Here is a 17,366-nt window from a genome sequence, read left to right on the forward strand (position 1 = left end):
TCCCGTCAGTCGAGGATGCTGCCGTTCAGCTCGCCGTCGTCGTGGTAGTCGAGGCGGTCCTGGCTCTCCTGGGGCATGTCCTTGACCGCACTCTCGACGACCCAGTCGAGGAGGAGTCGGTCGTAGTCCTGCTGGCTGAGGTCCGCGCAGGCTTCGGGTCGGTTGGTCTTGGTGGATCCCTTGGTGAGTGCGGCGCGGCAGTCGGCGCGCTGCTCGGCGACGGACTTGCCGCACGCGGTGAGCGTGGCGAGCAGGAGGGCCGCGGCGACGGCCGCGGCGGCGGTGGTGCGGGTGCGCATGGGTGTCCCCCCGGGGGTGGGTGCTGGTGTGGCGCCCATGGTGCCGTAGGGGGTGTGGGTGTGTCTGGGGAACGACAAAGCCCCGACCGGTGGATGGTCGGGGCCTTCGTGGTGTCTGTGTCTGGGCACGCCGGAGACGCCTCCGACTGTAGGACGGTCCGTCTCGTCTCGTCAAGCGCGGGCCCGGGCGGCAGCAGAGCGGCCCCGCCGCGTCGGGGGACGCGCGGCGGAGCCGGTCTCGGTGTGGCAGGCGGTCAGCTCTTCTTCGGCGTGCCGGGGACGGGCTTGTCCTTCGGGCGGAGCCATCCGCCGCGGCTGCCGTGGTAGTCGGTGGCGTGCTGCTCGCGCTTCTCGGGCGCCAGGCGGTCGCGCAGCTCGGACGTGGGGATGGTCTTGCGGAGTGCCATGATGGTCGTCCTGTCTCTTCTCGGGATGGGGTGTGGGGCGGTCGGTCAGCTGGCGAGCGGGCGACCGCCCCGACGCATGTTCAGCGGCGGATGGCGTGGTGTCGGGTGGCGTCGGCGGGGTGGCGGACGATGAGGTGTCCGGTGTCTCCGATGGGCTCTACACGTATCCCCTCTCGGGGGTCGCTCTCCGGCGCGTTGTTGGCGTTGGCGTTGGCTTCTGACCTGCACGAACAACGCCCCTCCTGGGCGCCCTCGTCGGCGGGGAGAGCGGGCGGGATGTCGTCCCGGTGTACGCCGGGGCCACTGCCGTGGGGGGTGCGCACACCCGCCCGGGTGGGGATGGACGCCTCGTCCAGGAGAGCCTTGACGGTCTTGGTGTCGGTCGCGTCGAGGTAGTCGCGGAGCCGGGTGAGGAGCACGCCGCTGCCGCCCTCTTTGGCGAGTTCGCGGAGCGCGCCCGCGACGTCCGGGCCGGGTACGTCGGTGGTCTGCTCGGCGGCCTGCGGCGCCTCGTCGGCGGCCTCACGGCGGGCGGCGCGCCATGCTTGGCAGCGCTGGCAGCCGATGGTGAGCCCGGCGCCGACGATGACGTACGCGACCCACGGGAACGCGACGACGAGCCCCCACGCGGCCAGCGCGCCGACGCCGAGCAGGATGTAGCGGGCGGTGCGCTCGCTCATCCCGCCGGACTCCCCCGGCCCCTCCGCCTCCACCGGTGTCTCGACAGCGACTTCGGCGCTCATCCGAACATCCCGGTGAACGCGGCGCCGGCCATGTTGACGCCGGAGCCGAGCGGTACGGCGGCGATCCCGGCGACGGTGCCGGACAGGGCGACGAGGATCCCGGCGAGCGCGCCGAACAGCAGCTTCCCCTTGTGCTGCTGCGGGCCCCACCAGAGCAGGGCGAACAGGGCGACGGTGAACAGGGCGACGATGGCGTATCCGCCGGGGGTAAGGGCGATCTGCTGGGCGCGGGTGACGTCGGGGGCGGTGCCGCCGATTCCCCAGACGAGGCCGGTGTATCCGGCGACGTTGCCGGCCCAGAGGGCGACCCAGGTGGTGGCGCCGAGGACCGACCAGGAGCCGAGGGCGGCGAGGGCGGCGAGCATGCCGTACAGCAGGGACAGGACGAAGGGGACGAGGGCCGCCAGGCGGCGCTTCTCCTTCATGATCCAGCGCATGACGAAGGCGAGGACGATGGCGACGCCGAGGGTGACGCCGCCGAGATTGATGGCCATGTAGGGCATGGGGTGCCTCAGTGGAAGAGGGCCGCGCCGAGCACGGCGAGGACGACGAGGACGGTGGGGAGGAGCGCGGGCGCGGCGGGCCGGGTGCGACAGGCGTAGAGGCCGAGTGCGGCGGCGACCGCGCAGAGGGGGAAGAGCGCGGCGCCCATCAGGCGGTCCCCCGCCGGGCTTCGCGCAGGTACCGCTTCGCGGTGGCGGGGCTCACGCTCAGCGCTTCGGCGATCTGGCCGGAGGTGAGCCCGGGGTCCTGAGCCAGGAGCTCAGCCACGCGCTCGACGCTGGCGGCGCGCTGAGCCGACTGGGGGTTGAGCTGGGCGCTGAACCCGAAGGGGTGAGCGGGCTGAGCCTGGGGCTCAGGCGGGCTGACCTGTGAGGAGAGCCGGTGTGCGGGCTCAGGCTCGGCGAGGTGAGCCACGGGCTCGGCCGGGCGGTGAGCCGGGGGCTCAGCGGGCTCAAGGGGCTGAGCCGGGGCGGTCCAGGGTGAGCCGGTGGTGAGCGCGAGGGGTGAGCGGCGCTCGATCTGGGCGCGCTTCTCCAGGCGTTCGAGGGCGACCTCGAAGTCGGCGTCGTCGCGGGCGAGGGTGATGCGGGCTTCGGCGCGGATGCGGGCGATCTCGGCGTCGGCGGTGCGGTCGATCCGGTCCCGCTCGGCCTGGTTGAGCCGGGCGGTGAACTCCGAGTCGCGCATCACCTCGTGGATGGCGGCTTCCTGGTCGGCGGTGAGCGCGGCCGGGTCGCGCAGGGACGCGAGGGCGATCATCCACACGACCTTGCCGACGAGGACGATGAACGGCCCGGCGAACGTCTGGCCCGAGCTGTCCTCCTCGGCGCCGTGGAGGGCGAGGAGTACGGCGACGCCGAAGGCGATGGCCCAACCGGCGGCGGGGGCGGCCCAGGTGCGTCCGGCGATGGTGATGCGTCGGTACTCGGCCCAGAGGATGGTGAGCCAGCCGATGTCTCCGGCGATGGCGACGGAGAGGCCGAACCGGCCGGCGTGCATGAGGTCGGTGATGGCGTAGGCGGACCAGATGAGGGAGAGCGCGGCGAGGAGGCTGGCGCCGATGAGGATGGGCGGGATGGACGGGACGCGGGGGCGCGTCTTGGCCATGGTGCTGCTCCGGGGTGTGGGGCCGGGCCCGCTGGCGTGGTGGGTGCGGGCCCGGCCGGTCGGCGGGGTCAGCGGCGGGTGTTGGCGCCGGCGGACTCCTGCGCGTGGCTGATGGCGAGGGCGTGCTGGTCGCGGGCGGCGGCCTGGGTGGCGGGCGACTGGGCGGCCTGGTAGTCGGCGGCGGCCTGCGCCTGGAGGTCGCGGACGCGCTGGAGGGCTTCGTCCGGCTGGGAGGCGTGGCTACGCTGGGGCATGGTCAGCTCCTGGTGTCGTCAGGTGTCTGGCTGGCCCCGGTCGGTGTGTGAGAGCCCGACCGGGGCTTCTGCGTTGGCAGCGTGGATCGCTTGTCGCCACTGTATGGGCGCCCATACAGTGATGGCAAGCGGCTCACCCGAACAGGTAGGGACGGGATGGCCGAGGACACGACTCCAGAGGAGGTGCGGCGCGTGAAGGCAGCCCTGGACGGCATCGCGGAGATGCCGGATCCGGTCGCGAGAGCACGGGCCATCGGGCTCGTGCTGAAGGAGCAGACGGCCCGGAGCAAGCAGTTCTACGAAATGCGCCGCCAGACGGTGTTGGACCTGCGGGCGCAGAAGGTGCCGTACAGGAAGATCGCCGCCGAGCTGGGGGTGTCGCTGGGGACGGTGCAGGACATCGAGCGGGGCTCTGGGCGCTGGACCGACCGGCCGCCGAAGAAGGGTGGCGAGGAGTGACCGTGGGCCTGATCGAATTCCTGCGCGCCCGCCTCGACGAGGACCGTGCGGTCGCTGAGGCTGCGCCTGCCGGGCCATGGAAGGCGGCTCCCGGGGACGACGAGGGGACGTGGCGGGTGCTGGGCGGGTTCAGCACGCACGAGCGGTTCAACTCGGCGACCGACACGCGGGAGATCACGACCCGTCGCGAGGAGGTCGCGGGTCCTGGCCTCGGTGCGGGAGGGGTGCGGAGCGAGGGCGCGGCTGTCCATATGGCCCGTCACGACCCGGAGCGTGTCCTCGCCGCGGTAGACGCCCAGCGGCGCATCCTCGACGAGTTCGTGACGTCCCTGACCCAGAGAGACAAGGAAAACGATGAGACGTTCGGGCTGACGGACTGGAATTTCGAACCCACAGCCCTCCCGCTCCTCCGCCTGCTGGCCCTGCCGTACGCCGACCACCCGGACTACCAGGACGAGTGGCGGCCGTAGCCCCGCGCAACAACAGGCCCCCACCCAGACGGGTGGGGGCCTCGTGCTGTCCGGGTGCGGCCGGGCGGGCCCGGGGTGAGGCTGGGGGGATGGAGCACCCTCCCGTGGTCGTCCACCCGCCATCCCCGTCCGGCGGGCGCCGGGTACGAGCGGACGGGGAAATCCTCGGCCTCGCGTACGGGCTGGGCGACCTGGTGGAGTTCCTGCGCCGGGCCGGCCTGGACATGGATCCCGAGGACGCCGCAGTGTCGCCGCTGATCGAGTGGCGCGGCGGGGACGCGACCGTGTGGGGCCCGTCCCCGCCGCCCTGACCTACGCGGCCGCGTGCTCGGGGGCGTGCCAGGTGGCGCCGCACCCGCGGCAGCGGGCGAGGGGGCGGGCGCCGGCTCCGCCGTGGACGATGATCTGCCCGCCGCACGTGGTGCAGGGCCGGGTGAGGGCCGCGGTCGCGTCGTGGAGGTCGAGGGCGGTCTCGATCCGCCGGGCGGCCTCGGCGGCGATGCGGTGGATCCAGGCCCGCTGGGCGGCGTCCAGGGGCGTCCAGGGCCCGGGGCGGCCCTCCACCACCGCGAGGAGCCACAGCGCGGCGTGGGGGGCCGTGCGGCGCCGTCCCGGGGCGCCCCACCGGCGGGGGTCCGCCGCGTCCTCGGCGGCGAGCCGGTTGCGGCGCTCGCGCTCGGCGATCGGCCACGTCTCCGGGGCTCGGCTCATCGGCGGCCGCTGAAGCGCCGCGGCCGCCTGGTCGGCCAGCTCGACGAGCGCGGCCTCCACGGCGCGCATCGTGTCGAGAATCGGGATGGACAGCGGGGCCGCGGTGTGGCCGATCTGGCCCGGGTCGCGCTCCAGCGCCCGCAGCTGCCCGGCCGTCGTGTCGTGCAGCTCCAGCGCGGTGAGGTAGTCGCGGAGGCCGGTGGGGGGCCAGGTGGTGGGGGTGGTGGCGAGCGCGGCGCGGAGGTCGGCCCAGCCGGTGGCGATGGTGCGGAGGTGCTGCGCGGTGGTGGCGGTGGTGGTCACTGCGGGGCTCCCTTGCGGTGGTGCGGTGGCGCGGTGCGGGGCCGGGGCGCTGGTGGGGGCGGCGCCGCGGCGGGGGTCAGGACTGCGGGTCGGGCTGGCCGGGGCAGATCCACGGGTACGGCAGGCGGTCCAGGTCACAGGCGGGACAGTCCTCGGCGTTGCCGCTGCCGCCGATGTGCACGGCCGGCTCCGGGCCGGGGGCGGGCCGGGCGGGCCCGTCGATGGCGTCGAGGACGTAGCGGCGGACGTCGTCCGGGCAGAGGTGGTCGTGGTCGGGGTGGGGCTCGTCGCACAGATCGGTCACGGTGGCGCGCACGCGGTCGAGGGCGGCCTCCAGCTCGGCGGCGCGGGCCTCGGCGCGGTCGCCGCGTTCCTGCCACGCGTATCGCTCGGCGGCCATCTCCTGTCGGGATTCGAGGAGGCGGCGGCTCACGTCCCACTCGGCCGTCAGGTCGGTGGCGAGGCGGTCGGCGCGCTCGAAGGCGGCGTCCAGCCGGGCGTACAGGGCGTCGAGCATGTCGTCGGTCATCTCGTCCAGCCGGGGGCGGGGGGGCGGCTCGGTGGCGGTCACAGGGTCTCCAGGACGTATCCGGTGCGGCGCGGCTGGCCGGTGCGGGTGACGGCGGTCTGGTGCAGGGAGCTGACGAGGATCCAGCGACCGCGCGTGCCGGTCTGCGCGTCGACGACCCACGCGTGGGCGTGGCCGGGCGTGTAACGGTCGATGCGGATGCGTCGGCCCTCGGCCAGGGGCTCTACGGCGCGGTAGGTCTGCCCGGGGCAGATGGTCATCAGGTCGGGAACGACGTCGTGCACGGGGCGGGTGAAGGGGCTCACGGTCGGTGTCTCCAGTCGTGGATGCGGCGGAGGGCGGTGTAGGCGCCGGCGGTGGCGGCCGAGAGGGCCAGCCAGCCGCCGACGAAGTGCAGGACGTCGGTCACTGCGGGGGCTCGTAGTTGGCGAGTTCAAGGAGCACGTCCGCGTGGCACGGCTGGTCGAGCGGGCACCAGCAGAGGAGGTCCCGGCCTGCCAGCTCGCGGCGTGCGGCCGCGACCAGGTCGGGCTGCTGCTCGATCCAGCGGCGGTACAGCTCGACGATCTGCTCCGGTGTGGCGTCCTGGACCAGGTGCCACGTCACGCTGCCGTCCGGGTGCTTGTAGGCGTGGCGCTGACCGGACGCCTTACCGCTGCGCCCCTCCTGCTGCCACTCACTGCCGTCGGTGCCGGGGATGCGGACCTGGGTGTTCTTGAGGATGTAGGCGTTACCCCAGCGGCTGCCGCGGCCGACGTACACGGCGCCTGCGGGGGCGCGCCAGCCCTTGGTGCGGCGGCGCTGGATGCGGGCGGCCATCAGTGGGCGTCCTCGGCGGACCGGGCGACGGCCGGGGTGGGGCGGAGGTCCGGGCGGACGACGCGGCCGAACCCGGCGGTCCACTGCTCGCAGTCGCAGAACACCGAGCGGTTCGGGTGGAGGGGGCAGCCGTGGCGGTATCGGTCGACCGCAGCGACGAGCGTCGGGTGCGCAGGCCGGACGAGACCGACGCTGCCCGAGACGCCCGGGTGGCCGTTCCAGGTACCGGTGGACTCGAAACCACGGCGGTACAGCTCCTTGACGAGGGCGGGCAGTTCGCCGGGCTCCAGCGGGTTGGCGGGCGTCTGCTGGGTGTTGGGGCCGTTGTCGACCCACTCGACGTTGATGACGTCCACGGAGACGACGGGGCGGTGCTGCGCGCCGGACGGGCAGAAGCCGTACCAGCGGTTCGCCTCCGGCAGGTGCAGTTGGATGCCGTGGTGCTGCTGGTGGGCGTCGTCGGGCTGCACGGTGTCGTAGAGCCAGCCGAGGCCGGTGTCGAGGATGCGGGCGAGGTCGGTCACGGGGTGTCTCCTCGGGGTGGTGTGGTGGGATGGGTGCCGGGCCGCCCCGATAGCCGCGGGGCGGCCCTTCACGTGCGTCATGCGGCCAGGGCGGCGCCCGAAGGGCGAGCGGCGTACCGGTCGATGTCCTCGCCGGTGATGGCCTCGACGAGCGCGCACACGAGGACCTCGGCGGCGTTCGGGGTGACGGCGTTGCCGTACTGGCGGACCTTGTCCCGCTTGGAGCCCAGCACCACGTAGTCGTCCGAGAAGGACATGGCCCGGCCGATCTCGTGGGGCTCCAACATGCGGAACAGCACGTCGTCGATGTCGACCTCTCCGCGCACCAGGGCGTACCGGTCGCGGGTGGTGAGCGCGCCGATCGGGTCGGCCACGGACCGCGGGGCGCCGTTGCCGTAGTACGGGACCAGCATGTGCTCCCAGGTCAGGAGCGACTGGTGGCCGGCGGTCGTCATCGTCCGGAACGGCTCCGTCGGCGAGGTGCAGTGCTCGCCCCCGTCGCCCCTCGACCCGTTGTTCCGCATCACCATCGCGGGCATGACGAGCCCGTGGTGGTTGCCGGACGCGGTGACGGTCGCCAGGGACTCAGACACCGGCCGGGCCACCGACCCGCCGCCGCGGAGCTCGGCGATGAACGGCAGCCACGCCAGACCGGTCTCGTTGCGGGTCGTCATGGCGCGCAGCGGGGCGTGCGCGGGCGCGGCGCTCTTGCCGTCCCGGCCCTCGACGGGGACCAGCAGCGGCGGCACGGCCAGCGCCTTCGTCATGGTCGTGGTCTGCGCGGTCAGCGGCGCGTCCACCGGCCACGTCCGGACACCCGGACGCCGCTCGAAGGTGTGCCCCGCAGCCTCCAGCGTGATCGGCCGGGCGAACTTCTCCAGCCCGGCCTGGATCCGGGCGAGGGTCTTCGCCGCCAGGGGCTTGGCCCGGTCGCCGATGCGCTGGCCGGGGATGGACCAGTCGATCGCCGCGGCGGCCGGGAGCGCCTCCGGCTCGACGACCTGGTTGCGGCACGTGGTGCTCGGGCAGCGGTAGACGTACTGCTGCCGGTAGCGGCCCATGTCCCGGCGCGGGTCCTTGAACACCTGCACCGCCTGCACGAAGGCGTCGCAGCCCGAACACCAGGCGCGCGGCCGCAGCCACTTGTCCCAGTCCGGGGTGCGGCCCAGGCTCTCGTGCCAGTAACCGACGTACAGCCGGTCGCGCGACTGCGGCGCAGCGTGCAGGCTGCGCGGGTTGGCGTGCATCGAGTTCAGGGCGATCACCCTGGTGCGGTAGCCGAGCTTGTGGATCTCGCCCAGCCACCGGTCCCACTGATCCCAGGCCCGCACGTCGGTGACGTTCTCGACGATGCCAGCCTTGACCAGGCCGCCGCGCTCCTGCACCCCGCGCAGGTACAGCGGCACCTCCTCCATCAGCGCGCGGGACTCCTCCTCGGCTGACGGCTCGTCGTCCTCGTCGACCGCGGCCAGGAGGTCGAGCAGGCTGCCCTGCATGGCGCTGACGAAGTCCCGCTTCCGGCCCTTGGCCACGGACCAGTTCGTGCACTCGGGGCTGGCCCAGAAGATGTCGGTGACGGGCCAGTCCCACACGGGGGCCTTGCGGATGTCGCCCTGGTAGTGGCTGGTGGTGGGGAAGTTCGCGGCGTGCGACTCGATGGCGAGCTTCCAGTGGTTCGCGGCCCGCTCGACCGTCACGTCGGGGACGGCGTGGACGCCCTGGCTGCTGCCGCCGGCCCCGCAGAACCAGTCCATGACGGTCAGCGCGTCGGTGTCGTGTCGGTACATCGGTTGGTGCTCCTTCGTGCGCGCGCGGCGCTGTGGAACCGGATGCGGTCAGGCGGCGGGCCGGTGGCGGTGCTGGGTGGGCTGGGGGGTGATGGCGTAGCCGCTGGAGCGGAGGTATTCGGCGATGCGGTGGGCGGCGCCGTCGGGGGTCTGCTGGGTGGGTGGTGTGGTGAGGCGGTAGTCGTCGAGGGCGGCGGTGATGACGGCCATCGCCGCGGGCGGGGTGGGGTTCATGCGGCAGTCCTCCCCTCGGCACGGGCCTCGGCCTCGGCGACGATCTCGGCGAGCTTCCTGCGGATCGGCGAGTCGTTCGTCCGGCCGCCCCACTCCTCGGGCGCCAGGTAGCCGTTCCACTCGCCCGGGCCGAGGAGGTCGTGGAGCCGCTCGGTGAGGTCGGGGTGGCGCAGGACGGCGGCGCGGCGGGCGGCGCAGCGGGCGGCGGCCTGGCGGCCGGTGTCCTTGATGAACCGGGCGAGGTCCTTCTGCTGGCGCATGGCGGACACGTCAGCCTGCGACACCGCGGGGGCGATGGCGCGGGCCGAGGTCGGCATGCGGCGGCCGGTCGCGACGGCGCGGCGTTCGGCGCGCAGCGCGGCCACGTACGCGTCACCCGTGGGGTCGTCGGGGTTGATCTCGGGGTGGTCGGTCGGTTCGAAGGTGCCGGTGTGCCGGCCGATGATGTCGGCCTTGAAGGTGTGCCAGGGGCGGGAGATGTCGGACGGCTGGATGCGGTAGGGGCTGCTGGCGATGTGGTGGCGGACGGCTTGGGCGGCGTCCCAGTTGTGGCCGTCGGGGTGGGGGGCGGTGGCGGGGACGTCGGCGAGGAGGTCGCACCACTGGTCGAGGCGTTCGTCGGCGGCGTCCTCGTCGGTGATGGCGAGGCGGGGGTCGAGGCGTACGGCGTAGGCGAGGAGGGCTGCGGTCTGTTCGGGGGTCATCGGGACTCCTGTCGTGCGGCGCGCCGGGCGAGGGCGTCGGCGAGGAGGGTGGCGGTCTGGTTGGCGCGGCCGCCGGGGACGGCGCGGAGCGGCGGGCGGGTGGCGCGCTCGGACGCGAACTTTGCGGAGCGGCGGATCCACTTCTGCCACTCGGCGGCCCAGTTGTTGCGGCGGGCGCCGTTGGCGCGGAAGTGGTCGAGGAACTGGTCGGTCTCGTAGTCGACGTTCAGGTGGGGGCCGAAGGTCTGGAGGGCCCAGCGGCGCATCGAGTCGGTGAGGGCGAAGCCGTCCGTGTCGATGGGGGCGAGAAGCGCCTGCTCCTGGGAGGGGTAGCTATCCCCACCTACCTCAGCCACAGGTGTTGCTGGTGGTTGTTCTGACGGTTGATTGGTGGTTAGGGCGGCGTTGAGTGCGTGACGTGCGGACGCAGAGTGCGTGACGTCACGCACTTTGAGTGCGTGACTCACGTCGTTGGAGTGCGTGACATCGGCCTGTGTCACGTCGTCTGAGTGCGTGACCGTCACGGACGCAGAGTCCGTGACACGCTTCGCTCGGGACCGACGCTGACGCTCCGCCGCTGCCCGCCGCTCTTCCTCCTCGCCGCGCTCCAGGTCCGACCAGTCCGAGGCCGGCCGCTTCAGGTGCAGGCTCAGCCGCCACACCGTGCGGCCGTTCACCTGCCCACTGGCGGTGATCAGCCCGCCGGCCTCCAGCCGCTTCAGCGCGCGCTGGACGGTCCGCCGGTCGAACCCGGTGCGGTACTGGATGCGCAGCACGGAGGGGTGGGCGCCGCCGCCGTCCTTGTGGGCGTGCTCGCCGAGGACCTGGAGGACGTTCCGTGCGGTGGTGTCCGGCTTGCCCTTGTCGGTGAGCAGCATGGGCGCGTCGTCCATGGCCCAGGTGACTGCTTCCGTGCTCACGCGGCCTTCTCTCCGGTCGTTCGGTCGGTGCGGGGTGGGGCCCGGGGCGCGCGGCCCCGGGCCGGGCGGTCAGCCCGCCGGTCGCGGCCGGGGGGCGTGGTGGTCGCAACGGGGGCCGCACGGGTACGGCCGGACCCGTCCGTCGTGGCGGGGCTGGGGTACGTCGCACACCAGCGGCGGGTGGGGCCGGGGCAGGGCCGGGAGGTCCGCGGCGAGCTGTCCGGGAACCTGCGGGGGCGGCGGCTCGTCGAGGAGCCGGCGGGCCCGGTCCAGGGCGCTCACGACGTCCTCCTCCGCCGGTGACGGAGGATGGAGCGCCGCTGCGCTTCCGTCATGCCGCCCCACACTCCGTGCTCCTGCCGGGTGGCCAGGGCCCACTGCCCACAGATCTGGACGACCGGGCAGTGGCGCCGACAGATGGCGGCGGCCTCCTGCTCCTGCGCGACGGCCGGGCCGCTCGTGCCGACCGGGAAGAACAGCTCCGGGTCCTCGTCGCGGCAGGCGGCCGACTCCCGCCAGTCCGCCGGGCGGCGGGCGCTGTCGGGGGCGTAGTTCCAGTGGGTGGCCCAGTGCAGGCTCATGCCGCCACCGCCCCGAAGCCGGGCCAGTCCTGCCCCGCCTCCAGCCCGCGGACCACGAGGGCGATCCGCCCACCCTTGACCTTGCAGCCGAGCCGCATGTCGGGCCCGATGACCCGGGTGTGGTCGTCGTCGTCCAGGAGGCCAGCGTCGACCAGCCCGTCGACCGCGGCCTTGAAGGACGGGTACCAGTTCGCCGGGTCACAGCGACCCGAGGTCGCGGGGTGGTAGATGCCGAAGATGTGGGCGCGCTGGAAGAGGGGGCCGGGCTTGGCTGCGGCGAGGGCGGCCATGAGGGCCTCGTTCTCGCTGACGGCCACCATGGCGGCTTCTCGGATCGCGCGGGTGCGGCGGCCCTTGGGGGCGTGGTGGAGTCGCTGGTTGCTGTTGAGGAGTTCGAGGCCGGCCTTGAGGGTGATGGTGTAGGTGGCCCCGGCCGCGGCCGGGCGGGTGGTCAGCCCGGCCGCGGGGGTCTGGGTGGTGGTGGTGGTCACGCGGCCCACCGCCGGTCGTACTCGGTGCGGGCGGTCGCCTCGGCCGCGGCCTGGAGGGTGAGGATCTGCGCGTCGAGGCTGGCGCGGGCCCGCTCCGACAGGCGCAGGCGGCGGCGGAGGTCGGTGGTGAGCGCGTCGTCCGTCCGGCTGGCACGCAGGTCGGCGGCCTCGGCCGCGTACTGGCGGGCGCGGTCCTGGGTTTCGTCGAGCTGGGTCTCCAGCTCACGAATGCGGGCGGCCTGCGCGGTGATGATGTCGCGGGCGCGGCTGAGGCGGCGGGCGAGGAGACGCATCACGCCTCACCCCCGGCCGGGCCCGTGCCGGTGATCTCGTCGGCGGTCACCCGCGGGGCGGGGAACTCGTCGTCGACGCTGACCTCGCCCTGCTGCACCGACCGGTAGATGACCTGGAGCTGGGCCACGTCGTGCTCGGTCCACTTCCCCGTCGGCCGGCCCAGCTTGGTCTCGATCCGGTCGGCCGTGACGCCCATCCCCTCGAACGCCTTCACCGCGTCCGCGATGCGGATGTTGAGCGGCTTGCCGCCCCCGTCCCGCATGGTGCGGGCGCACAGTTCCTTGGCCTCCTCGACGAACCAGGGCGGGAGGATCGCGAAGATCGCCTCACGGACGCGGCGGGCGCCGTTGTTGGCGTTGTTCTCGTAGATGTCCCGCATGTCCGTCAGCTGCTTCGGGCCGCCCTTCTGGTCCCGCTTGTGCGGCACGATGAAGGTCGACGAGGTGCGGGAGTTCTTCTGCACGTCCCACGCGAACGCCTGCATCTCCGACTCGCCGTACTCGTCGTCGCGGCGCAGCTCGGCCAGGCCGTACTGGACGTTGCCCCAGCAGCGGGCCAACTCCCGGGCCAGGTGGACGGACGGGCCGGACACGGTCTGCCCGGCGCGGGGGAAGCGGAAGAACGCCCGCTCCGCGAGGTACGGCTGGGCGCACGACTGGCGCATCTCGGCGATGGCGGCGCTGATGTCGCGGGGGCACTGCTGGGCCACGACGATGGCGGCCTGGACCTCGGCGACCGCGCGGGACTGCTCGACGGCAGTCCCCTGGCCGAGGCGCGCCGGCGCGGGGGCCGGGGTGATGCGCTCGATGTCCTGGTAGGTCACAGGTACTCCTCGGTGTCGCGGATCTGGGCCCACGGGGGCAGGGAGAGGTAGAGGGGGGTGGAGTCGTCGGCGTAGCCGGGCCACTGCCCGGTCTCGACGCAGCGGGCGTACCGCTCCAGGGCCCGCCGGTTCTTCGCGGCGCCGATCCGCAGCGAGATCGCGTCCAGCTCGACGACCGTCACGACGTACGGCGGCGTCTTCTCCTGCACGACCAGCAGCCACGCCGGCGCCTCGTCCAGCTCCAGCGCACGGACCCCGTCGAGGTACCAGGCGGCCTGCTGGTGGTAGCCGTGCTCTGCGACCGCGCGGGCGATGCCCTCAGGCGAGCCGTCCCGGGCGGTCTTGTAGTCCGGGATGACGAGCCGGCCGCCGCTGGGGTGCCGCAGCCAGTCCAGCCGGGCCCGCCGCATCACCCCGGTCGGGGCGTCCTGCCAGAAGAGGGACACCTCGGGGCGGCCGGTGCCCGGCGCGAAGCACGCGGCGGCGAGCCGGTGCTGGCGCAGGGCGTCCGCCATGGCGTGGACCTGGTCGTACTCGGCGGGCAGCAGCGGCACCCCACCGGCGGCGTACACGGCGTCCCGCTCCTCACGGGCCGCCTTGGTCCGCCAGTCGTCCGCGTCGATGCAGACCAGCTCCGGGCCGTCGCCGAGGACCAGCCGGTGAGCGGCCGTCCCGAAGTCGAACGCCTGCTTCCTGGGCTGGGGGTGGGTCTGCTCGTACCGGAACACGGCCGGGCAGCTGCTCAGGATGCGGCGGGCGCCGGTCGAGGACAGGCTGCGGGGGTCGGCGTGGTACGCCTCGGCCGGCATGTCCGGGTAGATGCCCGGCGCGAAACCGGCCGGCTGCTGGTCGGTCAGAACGGCGGCGTCCACTCGGGACCCTCCTTCGGTTCGGCGTCGGTGTCGCGCCACTGGATGCCGCTCGCCGTCTCGTGCCAGCCCCGCCAGTCGTGCGGGCCGAGCACGCAGCGCCGCAGGGTGTCGGTGCTGGGGCTGTACAGGGCCGCCGGACACTGAGGCCCGGCAGGCTCGGTCCTCGTCACGCGGCACCTCCGGTACGGGCGCGGCCGCAGGCGCGGAACACCCGCCGGTCGCTGTTGCTGTCGTCGAGGGCGAGGAGCCCCTCGCGGGCGAGGTCGCGGCGCGCGGTCGCCCGGAACGGGGCGTCGATGCCGCAGGCCCGGTACAGGCGCTGCACGTCGTGCGTGGTCCACTCGCCGGCCTCGGCACGGACGGCCGTACGGAGCACGGCGAGCCGGGCGGCACTCACGACGCCCTCCGGTTCTGCTGCGTCGGCAGCGGCCGGGCGGCGAAGTGCCGGCGGGTCGCGGCGTGCGTGGGGTGGAGGATCGCGGCCCGCATCCGCGGGTAACCGTCCTCCGCCGCGACCGCGTCCGGGATGTCCGCCGCCTCGGCGGGGATCAGCCCGTGGATCGCACACGCCGGGTCGTGGACCACGCCCTCGTCATGGGTGCAGTCGCACCGCGAGTCATACATCGGATGCACCGCCCTCGGGGAACGCCTCGTCGAGGGCCTTGCGGATCTCCGCCGCGTCTCGGGCGGTCAGCTCGCAGCGCAGCAGGCGCTGGCTGGAGCCGTTGTACTTGGGGCCGGCGAGCCGGTAGCCCCAGCCGTGGCCGTCCTGGTCGAGCTGGGAGATGTTGAGCTGGAGCCGCTTGGTCCAGCCGTCGCGGTCGACGTCGATCACGACGCGGGTGGGGTCGGTCATCGGGTGCTCCTGGTGGAGTCGAGGAGGAGGGCCAGCCACACGAGGGCCAGGCCGAGGGCGGAGGTGAGGGCGCACAGCCAGGGCCACGTCACGCGGACACCCCCGGGGCGGCGTGGTTGCGGCAGCGCAGCTCGACGAACTCGCCGTCGCGCCCCTGGTAGCGGATCCAGCCGGTGCCGTCCCCGTCGCGGTCCGTGCGGCACTGGCACACCGGCCCGGACTGGTCGCCGACCGGCGGCGTGGACCGCTCCGCGAGGGCCTCGGCAGCGGCCATGCGGCTCCGGAACTCGCACTGGGAGCAGGGCTGTCCGTACTCGTAGCCCGCACCGCAGACCGGGCAGTCCTGGAACCGGGCGGGCTTCAACGCCTCCAGCTCGGCGATCCGGTCGCGGTTCGCCCGCAGCGCCTCGGCCGCGTCGGACAGGGCCTCGTTCGTCGAGTGCCGCTCCGTCTCCAGCTCGGCGACCCGCGCCCGCAGGGCGTCCCGCTCCACCTGCGTCTCCAGCAGTGCGCCGAGGGTGTCCCGCAGCGCGGCCGCGGTCTCCCGCTGCTCCGCCGCGGTCTCCGGCGACTGGAGCAGACACGCCGCCTCCAGCGCCGCGGCGATCCCCGCCGCCGTCTGCCGGGACTGCATCGCCGCGTGCACCACGCCGGCCGCCGCCGTCACGCGCCGGGCGTTCACGCGGCACGCTCCGGGGCCGTCGCCAGCGTCTCCAGCAGCGCCACCGCGTCGTCCGCCGACCGGCCCGGGGCGTCGCCCCAGTCCTCGACGTGCCGCTCCAGCGAGAAGATGTCGCCCCACGCGGGGCCGCCGTCGATGGACAAGGCCACGAAGCCGATCGCCATGTCCGCGAGCTGGGACTCGCCGTGCGGGCTGCCGGTCGCCGCGCACTTCAGCGCCGCCACGACCGACATCGGCCGCCGCGTGTGCGGCACCTCGTCGGCGCTGATCTCCCGGTCGAACGGGTCCGGCACGTAGTCCCCGTGCCACAGGCCGTTCGCCTGGATGACCCGCGCGGCGGCCAGCAGCACGCCGGGCACCGTCGAGGGCCGGGGCGGGGTGAACGCGACGCGCGTCGGGCGCCGGTCCCCGCTGGGGAAGTTGGTGGGTAGGGTGATGCTCACGGTGGTTACCTCGATTCGAGTGGTGGAGGTACTGCCGGAGGGGTCGCACGGACCAGGCCCGGTCCTGCGGCCCCGCTTTCGTGGATCAGGCGGCGTTCTTGTGCGTCTGCCGCTCACGGCGGCGCGGCCGGTGCGGGGCGCCGGCGACGATGTCGCGGATGTTCTGGGCGCTCCAGCGCGGGAACCGACCGACGTAGGTGTTCTGGATGCGGTCGGCGGCGGCCGCGCGCTTCAGCCAGTTCGCGGAGACGTTGGTGTAGAGCGACGTCTCCTCGGCCGTGTACAGGTAGTCGTCCCGCAGCGGGGGCAGGTCGATCGTCTGCCTGATGTCGGCGACGGCGGTCGTCACAGGTCCTCCCTAGTTATGGCTTCGGGCGGTACGTCGAGAACGTGGGCGATGAGGAGCACCGTGTCCGGCGATGCGCCGCGCTCTCCGCGTTCGAGTCGAGAGAGGTAGCCCCTGCTGAGGCCCGTCTTCTCTTCCAGTTCGCGCAGGCCACAGCGGTTGGCCGTTCTCAGAGCCCGGATCGCAACTCCGTTGGGCTTCATCCCGACTCACGTTAGACATTCGATTGACATTCCGCAAGCACCTCTTGGCCGCGAGCTGCTTTCAATCGACTTGCGCTTGACTTGGCGGGCGCGAAACGGCGCGAAACGGCGCGACGGGCAACCATGCGGATGCGGCGCGCAACCTTAAACGCAGGTGAAAGGCTTGAACCTGACGCGCAGGGTTGCCTAACTGTGCGGCATGATGTTGCCCATGAATCGGGACTGGGCGCGGCTCGGGCGCGCCATCAAGGCGAGGCGAGAACAGCTGGGCATGACCACCCAGCAAGCCCTCGCCGACGCCGCAGGCGTCACCAGGCAGACGGTGCAGGCACTTGAGGCCGGCAGGGTCCGCTCGCGCATGCCGGCCGCGATGGCAGCCATCGAGAGGGCTCTGCAATGGGAGCCCGGCGAGGCATCGCGCATCCTGACCGGAGCCGACGAGGCTGCGGAGCGGTACGCCGAAGGGATGCCGTCGAGGGTGCGGCGCGAGCTGTCGGACGGCGAGGTCGTCGACACCGAAGTGGTGGACCTGGGCGTCCCTGGCTCCGGCTCTCGGCTCGTCGTGGTGTTCAAGCGGGACTCCCCTGCTGCCGACATGGACCCGGCAGAGCTTCAGCGGCAAGTTGAGGAGTGGACCCGCATCCAGCGCGCCATGCGGGACATCGCCGCGCCTCCCGAGGGCAACTCGCGCTGATTCCCGATAGTTGAAGGCTGTCCGAAGTCTTTCGCGACCGTGCCGCTATGTGACAGAGTGATCACTCACCTGCGAGGGGGGCTAACCGCGTAGGGGTTGAGGGGGCCGCATGCTGGTCCGCGTCATCAGAGTGCCCGGCCTGCCTGGCGGGGCATCCGCGATTTTCGATGTCCAAGCAGGTGGTACGCCTGTGCTGTGGCTGCAAGAGGGGGTCCCTCCTGACAGCGCCCGGGCACTGCAAAGCGAACTCGAAGCGCTGCTCGGAGACGAGCCGCCGCACCAGCCCCGCACCTGATCGCAGGAGGTG

Annotated in this window: 34 protein-coding genes; 4 read left to right on the forward strand and 30 right to left on the reverse strand. The window is 73.3% G+C overall.

Features of this window, described 5'->3' with window-relative positions:
* Positions 1-5: 5 nt before the first annotated feature.
* The 7 genes from NRO40_RS08335 to NRO40_RS08365 form a co-directional block, all read right to left on the reverse strand.
* Entirely contained in the window at positions 6-299 is a 294-nt protein-coding gene (locus tag NRO40_RS08335) for a hypothetical protein (protein WP_058942374.1), read from the reverse strand.
* 254 nt (positions 300-553) lie between these two features.
* Positions 554-706: a hypothetical protein gene (locus NRO40_RS08340; protein WP_157901848.1), complete on the reverse strand. Its 153-nt coding sequence runs from the start codon at positions 704-706 to the stop codon at positions 554-556.
* 80 nt (positions 707-786) lie between these two features.
* Positions 787-1,449, reverse strand: coding sequence for a hypothetical protein (locus NRO40_RS08345; RefSeq protein WP_058942375.1), 663 nt, complete (start codon positions 1,447-1,449; stop codon positions 787-789).
* Positions 1,446-1,943: a hypothetical protein gene (locus tag NRO40_RS08350; protein ID WP_157901849.1), complete on the reverse strand. Its 498-nt coding sequence runs from the start codon at positions 1,941-1,943 to the stop codon at positions 1,446-1,448. The genes NRO40_RS08345 and NRO40_RS08350 overlap by 4 nt, the downstream gene beginning before the upstream one ends.
* Before the next feature lie 17 nt (positions 1,944-1,960).
* Positions 1,961-2,101, reverse strand: coding sequence for a hypothetical protein (locus tag NRO40_RS08355; RefSeq protein ID WP_157901850.1), 141 nt, complete (start codon positions 2,099-2,101; stop codon positions 1,961-1,963).
* Positions 2,101-3,060: a winged helix-turn-helix transcriptional regulator gene (locus NRO40_RS08360; RefSeq protein ID WP_058942377.1), complete on the reverse strand. Its 960-nt coding sequence runs from the start codon at positions 3,058-3,060 to the stop codon at positions 2,101-2,103. Before NRO40_RS08360 ends, NRO40_RS08355 begins: the two co-directional genes overlap by 1 nt.
* A gap of 68 nt (positions 3,061-3,128) precedes the next feature.
* The gene (locus NRO40_RS08365; RefSeq protein WP_058942378.1) at positions 3,129-3,314 is read right to left on the reverse strand and encodes a hypothetical protein; all 186 of its coding nucleotides are present in this window, start codon (positions 3,312-3,314) and stop codon (positions 3,129-3,131) included.
* Between the two features lie 192 nt (positions 3,315-3,506).
* On the opposite strand from NRO40_RS08365, the gene NRO40_RS08370 reads away from it, so the two are divergent.
* The 3 genes from NRO40_RS08370 (at position 3,507) to NRO40_RS08380 (ending at position 4,554) form a co-directional block, all read left to right on the forward strand.
* Positions 3,507-3,773, forward strand: coding sequence for a helix-turn-helix domain-containing protein (locus tag NRO40_RS08370; protein WP_232791076.1), 267 nt, complete (start codon positions 3,507-3,509; stop codon positions 3,771-3,773).
* A 2-nt stretch (positions 3,774-3,775) separates the two neighbouring features.
* Positions 3,776-4,243 (forward strand): DUF6221 family protein, encoded by a 468-nt coding sequence (locus NRO40_RS08375; protein WP_058942380.1) that lies wholly within the window; start codon positions 3,776-3,778, stop codon positions 4,241-4,243.
* A gap of 89 nt (positions 4,244-4,332) precedes the next feature.
* A complete protein-coding gene (locus NRO40_RS08380) occupies positions 4,333-4,554 on the forward strand; it encodes a hypothetical protein (protein ID WP_058942381.1) in 222 nt (73 codons plus the stop codon).
* Between the two features lies 1 nt (position 4,555).
* Here the strand turns inward: NRO40_RS08380 and NRO40_RS08385 are convergent, their stop codons facing one another.
* From NRO40_RS08385 to NRO40_RS08500, 23 genes are all read right to left on the reverse strand, one after another.
* Complete coding sequence (locus tag NRO40_RS08385; RefSeq protein WP_058942382.1) at positions 4,556-5,257, reverse strand: hypothetical protein; 702 nt, start codon at positions 5,255-5,257, stop codon at positions 4,556-4,558.
* Positions 5,258-5,333: 76 nt separating this feature from the next.
* Positions 5,334-5,828 (reverse strand): hypothetical protein, encoded by a 495-nt coding sequence (locus tag NRO40_RS08395; protein WP_058942383.1) that lies wholly within the window; start codon positions 5,826-5,828, stop codon positions 5,334-5,336.
* Positions 5,825-6,091 carry a hypothetical protein gene (locus NRO40_RS08400; RefSeq protein ID WP_058942384.1) on the reverse strand — a complete coding sequence of 89 codons (267 nt, stop codon included), beginning with the start codon at positions 6,089-6,091 and terminating at the stop codon, positions 5,825-5,827. Before NRO40_RS08400 ends, NRO40_RS08395 begins: the two co-directional genes overlap by 4 nt.
* Positions 6,092-6,191: 100 nt before the next feature.
* Positions 6,192-6,605 (reverse strand): DUF4326 domain-containing protein, encoded by a 414-nt coding sequence (locus NRO40_RS08405; RefSeq protein ID WP_058942385.1) that lies wholly within the window; start codon positions 6,603-6,605, stop codon positions 6,192-6,194.
* Positions 6,605-7,129, reverse strand: a complete 525-nt coding sequence (locus NRO40_RS08410; RefSeq protein WP_058942386.1) for a hypothetical protein — start codon at positions 7,127-7,129, stop codon at positions 6,605-6,607. The genes NRO40_RS08405 and NRO40_RS08410 overlap by 1 nt, the downstream gene beginning before the upstream one ends.
* A 77-nt stretch (positions 7,130-7,206) precedes the next feature.
* Positions 7,207-8,916, reverse strand: coding sequence for a DNA cytosine methyltransferase (locus NRO40_RS08415; RefSeq protein ID WP_058942387.1), 1,710 nt, complete (start codon positions 8,914-8,916; stop codon positions 7,207-7,209).
* A gap of 48 nt (positions 8,917-8,964) precedes the next feature.
* Positions 8,965-9,150, reverse strand: coding sequence for a hypothetical protein (locus NRO40_RS08420; RefSeq protein ID WP_058942388.1), 186 nt, complete (start codon positions 9,148-9,150; stop codon positions 8,965-8,967).
* Complete coding sequence (locus NRO40_RS08425; RefSeq protein WP_058942389.1) at positions 9,147-9,854, reverse strand: hypothetical protein; 708 nt, start codon at positions 9,852-9,854, stop codon at positions 9,147-9,149. The genes NRO40_RS08420 and NRO40_RS08425 overlap by 4 nt, the downstream gene beginning before the upstream one ends.
* A complete protein-coding gene (locus NRO40_RS08430; RefSeq protein WP_157901851.1) occupies positions 9,851-10,774 on the reverse strand; it encodes a helix-turn-helix domain-containing protein in 924 nt (307 codons plus the stop codon). The genes NRO40_RS08425 and NRO40_RS08430 overlap by 4 nt, the downstream gene beginning before the upstream one ends.
* Positions 10,775-10,843: 69 nt before the next feature.
* Positions 10,844-11,056 carry an aromatic ring-opening dioxygenase LigA gene (locus tag NRO40_RS08435; RefSeq protein ID WP_157901852.1) on the reverse strand — a complete coding sequence of 71 codons (213 nt, stop codon included), beginning with the start codon at positions 11,054-11,056 and terminating at the stop codon, positions 10,844-10,846.
* A complete protein-coding gene (locus tag NRO40_RS08440; protein WP_058942391.1) occupies positions 11,053-11,355 on the reverse strand; it encodes a WhiB family transcriptional regulator in 303 nt (100 codons plus the stop codon). Before NRO40_RS08440 ends, NRO40_RS08435 begins: the two co-directional genes overlap by 4 nt.
* Positions 11,352-11,846 carry a hypothetical protein gene (locus NRO40_RS08445; RefSeq protein ID WP_157901853.1) on the reverse strand — a complete coding sequence of 165 codons (495 nt, stop codon included), beginning with the start codon at positions 11,844-11,846 and terminating at the stop codon, positions 11,352-11,354. Before NRO40_RS08445 ends, NRO40_RS08440 begins: the two co-directional genes overlap by 4 nt.
* Positions 11,843-12,139 carry a hypothetical protein gene (locus NRO40_RS08450; protein WP_157901854.1) on the reverse strand — a complete coding sequence of 99 codons (297 nt, stop codon included), beginning with the start codon at positions 12,137-12,139 and terminating at the stop codon, positions 11,843-11,845. Before NRO40_RS08450 ends, NRO40_RS08445 begins: the two co-directional genes overlap by 4 nt.
* Complete coding sequence (locus NRO40_RS08455; RefSeq protein ID WP_058942394.1) at positions 12,139-12,963, reverse strand: type 2 periplasmic-binding domain-containing protein; 825 nt, start codon at positions 12,961-12,963, stop codon at positions 12,139-12,141. The genes NRO40_RS08450 and NRO40_RS08455 overlap by 1 nt, the downstream gene beginning before the upstream one ends.
* The gene (locus NRO40_RS08460; RefSeq protein WP_232791077.1) at positions 12,960-13,835 is read right to left on the reverse strand and encodes a PD-(D/E)XK nuclease-like domain-containing protein; all 876 of its coding nucleotides are present in this window, start codon (positions 13,833-13,835) and stop codon (positions 12,960-12,962) included. The genes NRO40_RS08455 and NRO40_RS08460 overlap by 4 nt, the downstream gene beginning before the upstream one ends.
* Entirely contained in the window at positions 13,817-14,005 is a 189-nt protein-coding gene (locus NRO40_RS08465) for a hypothetical protein (RefSeq protein WP_058942395.1), read from the reverse strand. The genes NRO40_RS08460 and NRO40_RS08465 overlap by 19 nt, the downstream gene beginning before the upstream one ends.
* A complete protein-coding gene (locus NRO40_RS08470) occupies positions 14,002-14,232 on the reverse strand; it encodes a hypothetical protein (RefSeq protein WP_058942396.1) in 231 nt (76 codons plus the stop codon). The genes NRO40_RS08465 and NRO40_RS08470 overlap by 4 nt, the downstream gene beginning before the upstream one ends.
* A complete protein-coding gene (locus NRO40_RS08475) occupies positions 14,229-14,459 on the reverse strand; it encodes a hypothetical protein (protein ID WP_157901855.1) in 231 nt (76 codons plus the stop codon). The genes NRO40_RS08470 and NRO40_RS08475 overlap by 4 nt, the downstream gene beginning before the upstream one ends.
* Positions 14,452-14,691: a hypothetical protein gene (locus tag NRO40_RS08480; RefSeq protein WP_058942398.1), complete on the reverse strand. Its 240-nt coding sequence runs from the start codon at positions 14,689-14,691 to the stop codon at positions 14,452-14,454. Before NRO40_RS08480 ends, NRO40_RS08475 begins: the two co-directional genes overlap by 8 nt.
* An 88-nt stretch (positions 14,692-14,779) precedes the next feature.
* Positions 14,780-15,373, reverse strand: coding sequence for a hypothetical protein (locus tag NRO40_RS08485; protein WP_058942399.1), 594 nt, complete (start codon positions 15,371-15,373; stop codon positions 14,780-14,782).
* Positions 15,370-15,816 carry a DUF6197 family protein gene (locus NRO40_RS08490; RefSeq protein WP_058942400.1) on the reverse strand — a complete coding sequence of 149 codons (447 nt, stop codon included), beginning with the start codon at positions 15,814-15,816 and terminating at the stop codon, positions 15,370-15,372. The genes NRO40_RS08485 and NRO40_RS08490 overlap by 4 nt, the downstream gene beginning before the upstream one ends.
* A gap of 85 nt (positions 15,817-15,901) precedes the next feature.
* The gene (locus NRO40_RS08495) at positions 15,902-16,165 is read right to left on the reverse strand and encodes a hypothetical protein (RefSeq protein WP_058942401.1); all 264 of its coding nucleotides are present in this window, start codon (positions 16,163-16,165) and stop codon (positions 15,902-15,904) included.
* Complete coding sequence (locus tag NRO40_RS08500; RefSeq protein WP_079047076.1) at positions 16,162-16,365, reverse strand: helix-turn-helix domain-containing protein; 204 nt, start codon at positions 16,363-16,365, stop codon at positions 16,162-16,164. Before NRO40_RS08500 ends, NRO40_RS08495 begins: the two co-directional genes overlap by 4 nt.
* A gap of 211 nt (positions 16,366-16,576) precedes the next feature.
* Between NRO40_RS08500 and NRO40_RS08505 the strand changes: the two genes are divergently transcribed.
* A complete protein-coding gene (locus tag NRO40_RS08505; protein ID WP_157901856.1) occupies positions 16,577-17,059 on the forward strand; it encodes a helix-turn-helix transcriptional regulator in 483 nt (160 codons plus the stop codon).
* Positions 17,060-17,366: the final 307 nt, after the last annotated feature.

This window comes from Streptomyces changanensis (assembly GCF_024600715.1).
Classification (GTDB): domain Bacteria; phylum Actinomycetota; class Actinomycetes; order Streptomycetales; family Streptomycetaceae; genus Streptomyces; species Streptomyces changanensis.